Origin of the sequence: Skermanella pratensis, assembly GCF_008843145.1 — a bacterium.
GTDB lineage: Bacteria > Pseudomonadota > Alphaproteobacteria > Azospirillales > Azospirillaceae > Skermanella > Skermanella pratensis.
On sequence record NZ_CP030265.1, the window covers coordinates 3,125,708 to 3,138,668 of the forward strand.

Consider the following 12,961-nt stretch of genomic DNA (forward strand, 5'->3'; position numbering starts at 1 on the left):
CGCTCGACGCGGTCCAAGTCAGCCCGTTCCCCCCGCTTCACGGTCCCACGCCCGCCGCCCCTGGACATAGGTCGCGGCCACCGCCCGGTCGTCGCCCAGCGTCATCAGGACGAACAGCTCCTCGTCCAGGTTTCCGTCCACCGTCTCCATCCGATGCGCCATGGCCGGCGTCGCCCGCGCGTCCAGCACCGCCAGGTCGGCGAAGCAGCCCGGCTCGATCGTTCCGATGGTGCCTCCCAGCCCCAGGCTCAGCGCGTTGCCGCGCGTCATCATGTGGAAGGCGGACAGCGCCGGCAGGTTCTGGCCGCCGAGCTGGAGCACCTTGTAGCCCTCCGCCGCCGTGCGCAGCATGGAATAGCTGGTGCCGCCGCCGACGTCGGTGGCGATCGACACCCGCACCGGATGCCCGCCGCGCGCCAGCCGGTCCAGATCGAACAGTCCGCTGCCGATGAACAGGTTGGATGTCGGGCAGAACACCGCGACCGACCGGCTCTCCGACAGCCGCCGGACCTCGTCCTCCTCCAGGTGGATGCAGTGGCCGAACAGCGAGCGCTCGCCCAGCAGCCCGTAGCGGTCGTAGACGTCGGTATAGTGGCGCGCGTCCGGGAACAGGCCGCGCACCGTCTCGATCTCCCGCAGGTTCTCCGACAGGTGGGTCTGCATGTAGACGCCGGGGAACTCCCGGTTCAGCGCGCCCGCCGCCTCCAGCTGCGCCTCGGTCGAGGTGATCGCGAAACGCGGTGTCACGGCGTAGAGCTGCCGGCCCCTGCCGTGCCAGCGGCCGATCAGCTCCCGGCTGTCGTCATAGGCCGACTGCGCCGTGTCGCGCAGGCCCGGCGGCGCGTTGCGGTCCATCATCACCTTGCCGGCGATCATGGCGGTTCCGCGCCGCTCCGATTCCGCGAAGAAGGCGTCGACCGAACCGGGGTGGACGGTCGCGTAGACCACCGCCGTGGTCGTGCCGTTGCGCAGCAGCTCGTCCAGGAAGAAGGTGGCGTTGCGAACCGCGTGCGCGGCGTCGGCGAAGCGCTGCTCCTCGACGAAGGTGTATTTGTTCAGCCATTCCAAAAGCTGCGCGCCATAGGACGCGATCACCTGGGTCTGGGGGAAATGGATGTGGGTGTCGATCAGACCGGGTACGATCAGCCCGTCGGGATGATGGTCCACCGGTGTCCCAGGAGGCAGGCCGGAAAGAAGAACCGAGGCTTCGCCGACCTCCGCGATCCTGCCGTCCCGAACGACCACCAGCCCGTCGCCGATCAGGCGGTAGCTTGCCGTATCGCCCGGCCCGGCCGGTTCGGCGGTGAAGCTCAGCAGCCGTCCGCGGATAGCCTTCGGCTTCGGCGCCGATCCTGCCATGTCCCTCATCCTCTCGCCACCCATCAATGACAATAATCCTATACCCTATCTCGCGCCGGCGGTCCAGGCCGCCAGCACCCGCCGTTCTTCCGACGTCATCATGGTGATGTTGCCCGGCGGCATGGCGTCGGACAACACGGCCTGCAGCCGGATCTGACCGGCATGGCGCTGGATCTCGTCCGGCGTGTCGAGCCGGACGCCGCGGGGGGGCGTGGGCAGACCTTCCCAGGCGGGAACTTCGGCGTGGCACATGCTGCACCGGGTCAGGATGACCTCCTCGGCCTGGGCGAACTCGACCGGCTCGGCCCCGTTGACGGTGGAGGCCAGCGCATCGGCGTTCGGACCCAGCGCGCTCAGCCAGATGATGCCGGCGACCCCGGCGACCGCAACGCCCCAGGTCCACCACGGCGTCGGCTTGCCGGCGTGGCGGCTGTTGAAGAAGTGGCGGATGGTGGCGCCGACCACCAGCACCAGGGCCACGATCGCCGGGACGTGGCCGGTCCCGAAGGCCAGCGGGTAGTGGTTGCTGACCATCAGGAACAGCACCGGCAGCGTCAGATAGTTGTTGTGCATGGAGCGCTGCTTGGCCTCCTTCCCCAAGGCCGGATCGGGCGTGCGCCCGGCCAGCAGGTCGGCCACGACCTTCTTCTGGTTGGGGATGATGGTGTGCGCGACGTTGGCCGCCATCATGGTGCCGATCAGCGCGCCGACCTGGAGCATGGCGCCGCGCCCGCTGAACACCTCGGAGAAGCCCCAGGCCGCCAGTACCAGCAGGGCGAAGCCGGTCAGGATCAGCGTCGTGTCGTTGCGGCCCACGGGCGACTTGCACAGGCGGTCGTAGACGACCCAGCCCAGGACCAGCGAGCCGGCGCTGATCGCGATCGCCTGCCACTGGGAAAGCTCCATCACGGTCTGATCGGTCAGGAACAGGTCGGCGCCGCGGTAGTACAGCACGACCAGCAGGAAGAAGCCGCTGATCCAGGTCGCATAGGCCTCCCACTTGAACCAGGTCAGTTCGTCGGGCAATTGCGCCGGCGCGACGTTATACTTCACCATGTGGTAGAAGCCGCCGCCGTGGATCTGCCACGCCTCGCCGCTGGTGCCCTTCGGCAGGCCCTCCCGGCGGCGCAGGCTGGCGTCGAGATGGACGAAGTAGAAAGACGACCCGATCCACGCTATGGCCGTGATGACATGGAGCCACCGCAGCATGAAGTTCACCCATTCCCAAACGATCGCGTCCATCTCGACCTCTCCGCTGTTCCCCGCCCGCGCCCTTGCCGTTGGATGCGGTGCGGCATGAACGGTAAACGTGTTCACGCCGGCCGGGAAGCGGGGGCGTGCGGCAGGACCTTCAAACAATCCAGAAAGATCGCGAGTCCCGCCGCAGCGGGCGCGGTCGGGAAGGGATAGCGGGCGTGTCATTGCTGGAGAACATGCGGACCTTCGTCCGGGTCGTGGACATGGGCAACCTTTCGGCGGCCGGCCGCAGCCTCCGCATGTCGCCGGCCGTCGTCAGCCACCGGATCCAGCAGTTGGAGCAGCACCTTGGCGTGCGCCTGCTCAACCGGACGACCCGCCAGCTCCAGCCGACCGAGCACGGCCACATCTTCTATCGCGACTGCCTGGAAGTCCTGGACGCGGTCGAGCGCGCCGAGACCAACTTGGCCTCCGCGACCGGCGTGCCGTCCGGCAGCCTGCGGGTGACCGCGCCGCTGGGGTTCGGCCGCCGCGTGCTGGGGCCGATGATCCCCAGGTTCCGCGAGGCCTACCCGCTGGTCGACGTCCGCCTGAGGTTGTCCGACCACCTGATCGACCTGCTGCACGAGGCGGTGGACGTCGCGATCCGCATGGCGGTGCTGCGCGACAGCGCCTTCGTCGTGCGCAAGATCGCCGATTGCCCGCGCGTGCTGTGTGCGGCCCCCACCTATCTCGACGCCGCCGGCGAACCCGAGCGGCCGGAGGACCTGGCCGGCCACAACTGCCTGCTGCTGCGCTTCCCCGGCTCCCAGCAGTACCAGTGGAGCCTGAACACTCCCGACGGACCCGCCAAGGTAGCGGTGTCCGGCAGTTTCGACGCCGACTACGGCGAGGTGCTGACGGACTGGCTGCTGGACGGCCAGGGCATCGCCATGAAGCCGGTGTGGGAGGTGGCCGAGCATCTGCGCAGCGGCGCGCTGCGCGTCGTCCTGTCGGATTTCCCGCCGGAACCCGCCGTCCTCGCCGTGCTCTACCCGCACCGCACCCTGCTTCCTGCCAAGGCTCGCGCCTTCGCCGACTTCGTCGTGGCCGAGACCCGTGCCGCGCTGGCCGATGTCCTGGATTACGATCCCCGGGGCTGAGCCCCGCCCGGCGGGCCGCCGAACGCCGCGCCGAATACCTCCATCAGCCGCGCCGCCACCCGGTCGACCTCGTCCTCGGTCGTGAAGCGCCCCAGCCCGACCCGGATGCTGCCGAAGGCCTCCTCCGCCGAACGGCCCATGGCGAGCAGCACGTGGGACGGCCCGCCCTCGCCGCTGCTGCACGCCGACCCGGTGGACAGCGCCAGGTCGGGCAGGTCGAGCAGCAGGTCCGCCGCATCCGCGCCGGGAATCGTCACATGAAGGCAACCCGGCAATCCGCCGTCCCCCGCCGGGCTGTTGCGCCGAAGGCCCGGCAGGCCGGCCGCCAACGCGCCGAACAGCCGCTCGCGAAGCCCCGCCAGGCGGGCGGCGTCGGCTTCCCGACGTTCCCGCGCGATCCTGCACGCCGCACCCAGCCCGACGCACAGCGCGGTCGGCAGCGTTCCCGGCCGACGGCCGCCCTGCTGCCCTCCGCCGAACAGCAGCGGCCGGAGCGCCACTCCCTGCCGGACGAACAGCGCGCCGATGCCCATCGGTCCGTGCAGCTTGTGCCCGGACAGGCTCAGCAGGTCGATGTCCTGCGCCCCGACGTCGATCCTTCCCGTGGCGAGGAGCTGGACCGCATCGGTATGAAACAGACCGCCCGCCCCGTGGCAGCCCCGCGCCAGTTCGCCGATGGGCTGGATCGTCCCGACCTCGTTGTTGGCCGCCATGACGGAGACCAGCGCCGGCTCCCCGCCCTCCAGCGCCCCGGGATCGACCCTTCCGGCACTGTCGACCGGCAGCAGTCGGATCGGGTGTCCGCGCCGCGCCAATTCGACGACGCAAGCCAGCACGCTGGGGTGCTCGACGGCGGACGCCACGACCGCCCACCCTTCCGGCACCGCGCCCAGCAGCGCCAAGCCGTTCGCCTCCGTGGCGCCGGATGTGAACAGGATCTCGCCGGGCCGGGCGCCGATCAGCGCCGCGACCTCGCCCCTCGCCCGCTCGACCGCCTCCCCCGCGAGCCAGCCGGCCCGGTGCCCGGCCGAGTGGGGATTGCCTGCCCTGTCCGGCGCCAGCCAGGGTAGCATCTCGTCCAGAACAGCCGGGTCGAGCGGCGTGGACGCCATATGGTCCAGATAGATCCGGTCCAAGGGATGCCCTACTCGCGCCCGACTTCCCCCAGGCCTTGCAGATGGTCGGCCGACGCGCCGCGGAAGCCGGTCGCCACCACGTAGGTCTCCGCGGAATCCGCCCGGCTGGCCGGAGGCTTGGCATGCTTGACCGACGCGAAATCACGCTTCAGCCGATCCAGCAACTCCCGCTCGGTGCCGCCCTGGAACACCTTGGCGACGAAGGCGCCGCCGGGTGCCAGCACCTGGGCGGCGAAATCATAGGCCAGCTCGGCCAGGGCCATGATCCGGATATGGTCGGTCTGGGGATGGCCGGTGGTCGGCGCCGCCATGTCGCTGAGCACGATGTCGGCCGGCCCGTCCAGCGTGTCCTTCAGACGGTCGGGCGCGTCGTCGTCGTTGAAATCGCACTGGAAGGTGATGGCGCCTTCGACCGGATCCATCTCCAGTATGTCGAGGCCGATGACCTTGCCCTTGCCGTTCTGCGGCTTCACCCGCTCCACCGCGACCTGGGTCCAGCCGCCCGGAGCGGCGCCCAGGTCGACCACCCGCTTGCCCGGCGCCAGCATGCGGAACTTGTCGTCGAGTTGGAGCAGCTTGAACGCGGCGCGGCTGCGGTAGCCGCGCTTCTGCGCTTCCGCGACGTAGGGGTCGTTGAGCTGCCGCTGCAGCCACAGGGTGGACGACAGGGAGCGCTTCTTGGCGGTCTTCACCCGCACGCCGAAATTGCGGCCGCTGGGCGTGTTCGGTCCGGAGGATTTGCTGGTCATGGTGCCTGATATAGGAAGTGCAAGCCGGTTTCACGCGGCGAATTTCGCTTCGAAGCGCTCTTCAGGCCCCGTTGGCGGCGATCAGGTCGACCAGGATGCCCTCGCGCAAGCCGCGGTCGGCGATGCGCAGCCGGGTGACCGGCCAGGTGTCGCAGATGGCCTCCAGCACGGCGCAGCCGGCGACGACGAGGTCGGCGCGCTCCCGCCCGATGCAGGGATAGGCCGCGCGGCCGGCGAAATCCAGCTCCAGCAGCCGGCGGCTGACCGCCCGCGCGTGGTCGATCTGGAGATAGCTGCCGTCCACCACCGACCGCTCGTAGCGCTGAAGCCCGAGATGGATGCCGGCCAGCGTGGTAACGGTGCCGGAGGTGCCGAGCATCTGCACCTCGCCGCGCTCGACCGAGCGGCGGATGCCGTTCCGCCCCTCGAACGCGGCCAGCGCCTCCGCGATCTCGTCCACCATGGTCACGTAGGTGGACGCCGACACCCGGTCGCCGCCATAGGACTCGGTGAGTCCCACGACGCCCTGGGGGACCGAGATCTGGTCGATCATGCGCGGCCGTCCGCTGCCGCCCAGTTCCAGCCACATCAGCTCGGTCGAGCCGCCGCCGATGTCGAAGACGAGCGCGTTGCGCACGGCGGGGTCGAGCAGCGGCGCGCAGCCGGCCAGCGCCAGCCGCGCCTCCTCGTGGGTCGAGATGATGTCGAGCGGGATGCCGGTCTCGCGCTCCACCAGGTCGATGAAGTCGTCGCAGTTCTCGGCCCGGCGGCACGCCTCGGTCGCGACCGCCCGCACCGCCGTGACCCCGCGCCGCTCCAGCTTCGCGGCGCAGATGCGGAGCGCCGCCAGCGAGCGTTCCATGGCGGCCTCGGACAGCATCCGCGTACGGCTGACGCCCTCACCCAGCCGGACGATGCGCGAGAACGCGTCGATCACGCGGAACCCGCCTGCGACCAACGGCTTCGCCACGAGCAACCGGCAATTGTTGGTGCCGAGATCGAGCGCGGCGAAAACCGGCCGCGCGTACGAAGCCGGGCGCATGCCCGCCGCCGTCCCCTGCCGATCAATGCCCAACTCGATGTTCACGCTGCCCCCAACCGTCTCCGCCGACGCCCCGATTGGCCGACCATGGCTGAACATGATCAATCCGGGCCGAATGCCCGGATTGATCATGGTAGCTCAATCCTCCCCCGCGATGAAAGGATGCCTTTCGGCGGCGACCTCCGATAATTCGTCGGCTGGCGGGAGAACGACGGGGACGCCGGCGGGAGGCGTGGGCCGGGACGTGGTGAAAGGCGTACCCCCGGGGCATGTCGTCATCTGTCATCATGGAGACGCATCCGGCGCTGGATTCCCGCGCCCGGACCGTGGGTCTTCGCACCGGTGCGCTGCGGATGACCACCGTTGTTTCCTGCTATTCACGGTTAAATGATCCGGCGCGACGGCTCGGGATACCCTACCACGTCAACCGTAAAGATTATAATCCTGACATGCGCCGGGTTGGCCGGAAGGACCCGATATCCGGCGTCGCGAGCGAAAAAAGTTGGAAAAAGGGCTTTCGCACGCCGAACCGCTTTGCTATACACCGGCACCCGAGCAGAGGACAGCGCCGATACGAAGCGTACTGGACTGAAGCTTGATGGGGGATCGTCTAGTGGTAGGACAGCGGACTCTGACTCCGCCAGCCTAGGTTCGAATCCTAGTCCCCCAACCAATTCTCCTCCCAAAGCCTTCTTTTCCCAGCATTTTCGGCCGGCACCGGCACCAGATTGTGTGCTGTGCCGTGCGGGTGTGCCGCCGGCGACGCTCCGAACGACGGAGCGGACCATGGCACTGGATAACCATCTCTACCGGCGCGGCACGACCTTCTACTGACGCCGCACTCTTCCCGCCTGCCCTCGCTTTTCGAAAGCCGGCGGTGCCGACTTCCGCATCTCGCTTCGGACCCAGGTCCTCGCTCCCGCACGGCAACACGCGCGGCGCCTCGGCGTCGCCACGGACGCCGTGCTCGATCTTCTGAGCGATGCCATGCAGGCCGGACTTGTCGATACCGAGAGATTGCGCGCACTCCTCACCCCGACCCTGCGCGCCGAGCTGGAGTGAGGTGGCTCCGTTTGTCTGAACAGGTTTTTCAGCGGATAAGTGGAGCGTCTGCCGGGTTCAGGCTGCCGCAATATGCGGAAGCGGGGCGAAGTAGGCCTGATCGGGTGTTTGCCGGTCAAGGCTCGAATCAGGTCTGCGGGAGTTGTAAACGCCGAAGTAATTGGCGAGCGATTTCCGCGCCTCGGCTACCGTATCGTAGGCCTTCAGGTATATTTCCTCGTACTTGACGAAGCGCCAGAGCCGCTCCACGAGCACATTGTCGCGCCATGTGCTGGCCTTGGCAGGTAGTAAACGCTGCCCCGGCTGACATTGAGCACCTTGGCCTGCCGCGTCACCGGCAGATCATGGGAGCGGTCGATCATCGCTTTGCGCGAGGCCTACCCGCCTTGGCCTGGCGCGCCGGCCAAAAAATCGTTCTCCAGCGTCAGCTCTCCGATCTTGGCATGCAGCACCGTCAGATCGATCGCCGGACGCTGACTGTCGCCGCGGCTGTCCGATCCAAACACTCCGGCCGCCCCATCGAGAAGCTGTGCCTTCCATTGGGTGAGCTGGTTGGGATGAATGTCCAACTGCTGAGCCAACTCGGCCAGCGTCTTCTCGCCCTTGACGGCAGCCAAAGCCACCTTCGCCGTAAAAACCGGTGTGTGGTTCCGGCGTGGTCTTCTCGTCATGGTCTCTCCTGTGCGGCACAAATACTGGCCACTTTCAGGCAGAAACTCCACTTATCCCGCTGTCAAGATTTCCTGAGCCAGCTCTCTTTCACGCCAATGCACATGATTTCGGCGGCCGCCAAAACCTGGCAGAGGCTGAAGGGCGAAAACCAGTTGCCCAAGGTTATCCAGAGCGTCACATTCCGAGACCGCATCGAGGTCACCATGCCGACATGACACAGCCCCGCCCAACGACCTCGTCACCCAATCTTTGCCCTAGCTCCAGGGAGAGAAGCTATGTTTAGGAATATTGTCCTTGGTGGTGAGCCGGGCACCTTCCATGGACGCGACGACGACCTCTATGTGCAGCATTTGCCCGCGCACGCCCGCGAACTCGACAAGCTGGCGAGCGTAGCAAAGGCAGTTCTTCCTGATGACGCTATCGTCATGGACATCGGCGCGAACATCGGACTTACGCCTGTACTTCTCGCGCGGCATGCTGCCCAGGTCGTGGCACTGGAACCATCACCGGACAATTTCTCATATCTTAAGCGCAATTTGAGCGAAAATAGAGTGACAAACGTTCTCGCTCATCAGGTGGCGGCCAGCAGTTCTCTCGGTACAATCTCTTTCCATCAGGCTCAGTTCGGTGCTGGCAGCAGCCAGGTTGATGCCCGGCACATCGCACAGAACAATACGCCGTCAATCGTCGTTCCTGCGGTACGTGTCGACGACTTGGTCACAGAGCTTGGCTTGCAACGACTAGACTTCGTAAAGATCGATGTCGAGGGCTTTGAGATCGATGTCCTCCGCGGAATGGAGAAGACGATCACCGGATTGCGACCAACGGTTTTTCTCGAATTCAACAGTTGGTGTATGATCGCATTCCGAAATCTCAATCCGAGAGAGCTTCTTGATCTGATTCTTGAGCAGTTCGAGTTCGTATTCTGGGTAGCGGAAGGCAACTGCATACGCATCACACCAGGAACAGGTCCCATTGCTTTCCTGCACGAGAACTTGGTCAGGCATCATTGCATGACTGACGTGATCTGTACATCAAGCCGGTCTGTGGCGGAGAAAATTGAAGCGATCCGCTTCAAGCCGAGCGCCGAAGAACAATTGAGTCGTGCCGCGGAAAGCGTTGTTGACCGAGCTAAGCGCTTGCTACGACGAAGATAGACGTAGCGGTTTCAGAGCTGACTTGAGAGTGTCGGGAATTTTGGTTCTCCCGCACTTTGTATCGATCAGGCGGCCAGGACAACTCGGCGGCGGATCAGATCGAAGTTTGTGCGGCCGTCCTTGCTGGGAAGCGACGCCGACTATCTGCGGACGATGGTTCAGGCTTCGCTGGAAGCTGGGGAAGAAACGGGTGGGGAGTCCCCCGGCCACTAGGACCGGACTGGAGGCCATACAGGGGCGTTCCCAGAGGCTTTACTGGCGGGGCTGGATCGGGCTGATTTTTGCTCAAGGATGGGAGAGGCCATCACCATATCGGTGGTGGTCGAGGTTCCCCCATACCGCCCGGCAGGGCCGCCAGAACGTTGTTGGAAAGCGTTGGTGGAATGGGCTTCAGCCGGTGCCTGTTTTCTCAATCAAACCAACAAAGTAGCTGGCTGATGAAAAGCTGGCGTCCCCTACGGGATTCGAACCCGTGTCGCCGCCGTGAAAGGGCGGTGTCCTAGGCCTCTAGACGAAGGGGACGAGGCGCTGAAGTGAGTGGATGGATAGCCGGGCAACGGGGGTAAATCAAGGCGGATTTTGCTGGGGCGGCGAAGTTTCTGTGGGAAATTTCTCCGCCCCCGCAATGGGTCAGCCGCCGGCGCCCCAGACCGGAGCGGCGTCCTCGATCATCAACTGGACCTCGTTACGGCCCTGCCAGTTGTCGGGGCGCAGATAGCCGGCGACATGCAGCGGAGCGCCGCCGCTCTTGAGCAGGCCCTTGCCCAAATCGCTGTCCAGCGCGCGGAACGCAATGGCCTTCAGTCGCTCGCCTCCTCCGCTGGTCAGGATGCAGCGGACGTGGTTCTCGCCGACCACACTCGCATGAGCGATACGGGCATCGGCCAGGGCGAAGCGGGGCTCTGAATTGCCGGTGCCGAACGGTCCCAGGCGGGCCAGGGTACCGACCAAGTCCGGCGTGGCGCCTCCCACCGACAGCACGCCGTCCAGTTCCAGGGTCGGGGCGAGCGGCCCCCCCTCCTGCTGGGCGGCGATGCGGTCGGACAGGAACCGTTTCAGCTCCGGCAACCGCTCGGCGGCTGCCGTGAAACCGGCGGCCATGCGATGGCCGCCGCCGGCGATCAGCAGGCCGGCATGGCGCGCGGCGATCACCGCCGCCCCCAGGTCCACACCGCGCACCGACCGGCCGGACGCCTTGCCGATGCCCTTGTCCAGCGCTACGACACAAGCCGCGCGGTTGTAACGCTCCTTCAGGCGGGCGGCGACGATGCCGATCACCCCCGGGTGCCACCCCTCGCCAACCGCGAAGACCAGCCCGCCCAGGTCCTCCAGCGCCGCCTCGACCTGGACCATCGCCTCTTCGACCACGGCCGCCTCGATTGCGCGGCGCTCGGTGTTGTGCTGGTCGAGGATGCGCGCCAGGTCGGCGGCCTCTGCCGGATCGTCGGTCGACAGCAGCCGGGCTCCCAGGTCGGACGCGCCGACCCTGCCGCCGGCGTTCACCCGCGGCCCCAGGATATAGCCGGCATGCCAAGCGTCCGGCTTCTCCGCCAGCTTGCAAAGGTCGGACAGGGCGGTGATGCCCGGGTTGGACCGCCGCGCCATCACCCTCAGCCCTTGGCTCACCAGCGCACGGTTGAGGCCGACCAGCGGGACCACGTCGCACACCGTGCCCAATGCCACGATGTCCAGCCAGCCCAGCAGGTCCGGCTGCGGCCGGCCCGCCGACCACCAGCCGGCGTCCCGCAGCACGCGGTTGAGCGCGACGACCAGCAGGAAGGTGACGCCGACCGCCGCCAGCGTCTTGTGCGGCGAGGCGTCGTCCACCCGGTTGGGGTTCACCACCGCGACGGCCTGGGGCAACCGCGGCTCCGCGGCGTGGTGGTCGATCACCACGACGTCAAGCCCCGCGCCGGCGGCGGCGGCCAGCGGGTCGAAGGCGGTCACGCCGCAATCGACGGTGACCACCAGGCTTACGCCCGATTCCTTCAGGCGGATAAGCGCCGGCGCGTTTGGTCCGTAGCCCTCAGCGATCCGGTCGGGAATATAGACGGACAGATCCGCCCCCGCCGCCCGGAAAAAACGGCGCAGCAGGGCCGAGGAGGTGGCGCCGTCCACATCATAGTCGCCGAATACCGCCACCCGTTCGCCGGCCCTGATCGCCCTTGCGATCCGGTCAGCCGCCGCATCCATGTCCTTCAGGTGGCTGGGGTCGGGCAGCAGTGCCTTCAAGGTCGGCGACAGGAAGCTGTCCGCCGTGGGCAGGTCGACGCCACGTGCCGAGAGGACGCGGCCGACCAACTCCGGCAGACCGTGGCTCTGGGCGAGCGCCAGGGCCGTTCGCTCGTCGGACGGCCGGGCGACCCAGCGCCGGCCGCCCAACGAGCGGGCTACGTTCAGAAAGGCTTGTTGGGAACTCACTGATCGGACGGGCCGAAACCGGTCTTGCGGCGGAAGTTGTGGTGCGCCTCGACGATGCGGACGGTGCCGCTCTTCGAGCGCATGACGATCGAGTGGGTCACGGCGCCGCCGGCGAAGCGGCGCACGCCCCGCAGCATCGTGCCGGTGGTGACGCCGGTGGCGGCGAACATCACGTTGCCGCTGGCCAGGTCGTTCAGCTCGTACTTGCGGGTCAGGTCGGTGACGCCCCAGCGCGCCGCCCGGGCCTTCTCGTCGTCGTTGCGGAACAGCAGGCGGCCCTGGAACTGGCCGCCGATGCAGCGCAGGGCCGCAGCCGCCAGCACGCCTTCGGGGGCGCCGCCGCTGCCCATGTACATGTCCACGCCACTTTCCGGCTGGGAAGTGGCGATCACGCCGGACACATCGCCGTCGGAGATCAGCATGATCCGGGCACCGGCCTCGCGGACCTTGGCGATCAACTCCGAGTGGCGCGGCCGGTCCAGGATGCAGACCAGCAGCTCGGAGACTTCGGCGCCCTTGGTCTTGGCCAGGTTCCTCAGGTTGTTGGCGACGGTCTCGTCCAGGTCCACCACGTTATTGGGCAGATTGCCGCCAACCGCGATCTTGTCCATGTAGACGTCGGGTGCGTTCAGGAAGCCGCCTTCTTCGGCCATCGCCACCACGGCCAGCGCGTTCGGCCCGCCGGTCGCGGTGATGGTGGTGCCTTCAAGCGGGTCGAGGGCGATATCGACCTTGGGGCCGCCGGTGCCGACCTTCTCGCCGATATACAGCATCGGCGCCTCGTCCCGCTCGCCCTCGCCGATCACGACGGTGCCGTCGATCGCCAGGCTGTTCAGCGCCTGGCGCATCGCGTCCACGGCGGCCTGGTCGGCCAGCTTCTCGTCGCCGCGGCCGATCAGCAGCGATGCCGACAGGGCGGCCGCCTCGGTCACGCGTACGACCTCGAGGGCCAGGTTGCGGTCCATCTGACGCGCTGCTTGCTCTACCATCGTTTTCCCCTGGGTTCTTCCCCATTTCCTCAATC

The 12,961-nt window shown here is 67.1% G+C and carries 9 protein-coding genes, 2 tRNA genes and 1 pseudogene; 3 read left to right on the forward strand and 9 right to left on the reverse strand.

The genetic code is table 11. The features are described 5' to 3' along the window. Positions 1–18 precede the first annotated feature (18 nt). Positions 19–1,359: a guanine deaminase gene (gene guaD / locus DPR14_RS14245; RefSeq protein WP_343038646.1), complete on the reverse strand. Its 1,341-nt coding sequence runs from the start codon at positions 1,357–1,359 to the stop codon at positions 19–21. A 45-nt stretch (positions 1,360–1,404) separates the two neighbouring features. Then, entirely contained in the window at positions 1,405–2,601 is a 1,197-nt protein-coding gene (locus tag DPR14_RS14250; protein WP_158045742.1) for a urate hydroxylase PuuD, read from the reverse strand. A 191-nt stretch (positions 2,602–2,792) separates the two neighbouring features. On the opposite strand from DPR14_RS14250, the gene DPR14_RS14255 reads away from it, so the two are divergent. Continuing rightward, positions 2,793–3,698, forward strand: a complete 906-nt coding sequence (locus tag DPR14_RS14255; protein WP_343038647.1) for a LysR family transcriptional regulator — start codon at positions 2,793–2,795, stop codon at positions 3,696–3,698. Here DPR14_RS14255 and DPR14_RS14260 read toward each other — a convergent pair. The 3 genes from DPR14_RS14260 to DPR14_RS14270 all read right to left on the reverse strand — a co-directional run bounded on the left by DPR14_RS14260 (position 3,680) and on the right by DPR14_RS14270 (position 6,670). Next, positions 3,680–4,834, reverse strand: a complete 1,155-nt coding sequence (locus DPR14_RS14260) for a cysteine desulfurase family protein (RefSeq protein WP_246148159.1) — start codon at positions 4,832–4,834, stop codon at positions 3,680–3,682. The two genes, DPR14_RS14255 and DPR14_RS14260, sit on opposite strands and share 19 nt — an antisense overlap. A gap of 8 nt (positions 4,835–4,842) precedes the next feature. Then, positions 4,843–5,583: an RlmE family RNA methyltransferase gene (locus DPR14_RS14265; protein WP_158045744.1), complete on the reverse strand. Its 741-nt coding sequence runs from the start codon at positions 5,581–5,583 to the stop codon at positions 4,843–4,845. A 61-nt stretch (positions 5,584–5,644) separates the two neighbouring features. Further along, entirely contained in the window at positions 5,645–6,670 is a 1,026-nt protein-coding gene (locus tag DPR14_RS14270) for a Ppx/GppA phosphatase family protein (protein WP_158045745.1), read from the reverse strand. 554 nt (positions 6,671–7,224) lie between these two features. On the opposite strand from DPR14_RS14270, the gene DPR14_RS14275 reads away from it, so the two are divergent. Beyond that, positions 7,225–7,298: transfer RNA gene (locus DPR14_RS14275), tRNA-Gln, on the forward strand. Positions 7,299–7,744: 446 nt separating this feature from the next. Here the strand turns inward: DPR14_RS14275 and DPR14_RS14280 are convergent. Continuing rightward, positions 7,745–8,358, reverse strand: a pseudogene (locus tag DPR14_RS14280) (transposase). Positions 8,359–8,634: 276 nt separating this feature from the next. Between DPR14_RS14280 and DPR14_RS14285 the strand changes: the two are divergent. Further along, entirely contained in the window at positions 8,635–9,516 is an 882-nt protein-coding gene (locus DPR14_RS14285) for an FkbM family methyltransferase (protein WP_158045746.1), read from the forward strand. A gap of 446 nt (positions 9,517–9,962) precedes the next feature. On the opposite strand, the gene DPR14_RS14290 is transcribed toward DPR14_RS14285, so the two are convergent. From DPR14_RS14290 to glpX, 3 genes are all read right to left on the reverse strand, one after another. Next, positions 9,963–10,038 (reverse strand) — tRNA-Glu (locus DPR14_RS14290). A gap of 108 nt (positions 10,039–10,146) precedes the next feature. After that, the gene (gene recJ, locus DPR14_RS14295; RefSeq protein ID WP_158045747.1) at positions 10,147–11,937 is read right to left on the reverse strand and encodes a single-stranded-DNA-specific exonuclease RecJ; all 1,791 of its coding nucleotides are present in this window, start codon (positions 11,935–11,937) and stop codon (positions 10,147–10,149) included. Then, entirely contained in the window at positions 11,934–12,902 is a 969-nt protein-coding gene (gene glpX / locus DPR14_RS14300) for a class II fructose-bisphosphatase (RefSeq protein WP_158048142.1), read from the reverse strand. Before glpX ends, recJ begins: the two co-directional genes overlap by 4 nt. Positions 12,903–12,961 lie beyond the last annotated feature (59 nt).

Bases quoted from the DNA above. Each gene is read 5' to 3' on its own strand.
- guaD (WP_343038646.1), bottom strand. From the start codon at position 1,359: ATGGCAGGATCGGCGCCGAAGCCGAAGGCTATCCGCGGACGGCTGCTG.
- DPR14_RS14250 (WP_158045742.1), bottom strand. From the start codon at position 2,601: ATGGACGCGATCGTTTGGGAATGGGTGAACTTCATGCTGCGGTGGCTC.
- DPR14_RS14255 (WP_343038647.1), top strand. From the start codon at position 2,793: ATGCGGACCTTCGTCCGGGTCGTGGACATGGGCAACCTTTCGGCGGCC.
- DPR14_RS14265 (WP_158045744.1), bottom strand. From the start codon at position 5,583: ATGACCAGCAAATCCTCCGGACCGAACACGCCCAGCGGCCGCAATTTC.
- DPR14_RS14285 (WP_158045746.1), top strand. From the start codon at position 8,635: ATGTTTAGGAATATTGTCCTTGGTGGTGAGCCGGGCACCTTCCATGGA.
- glpX (WP_158048142.1), bottom strand. From the start codon at position 12,902: ATGGACCGCAACCTGGCCCTCGAGGTCGTACGCGTGACCGAGGCGGCC.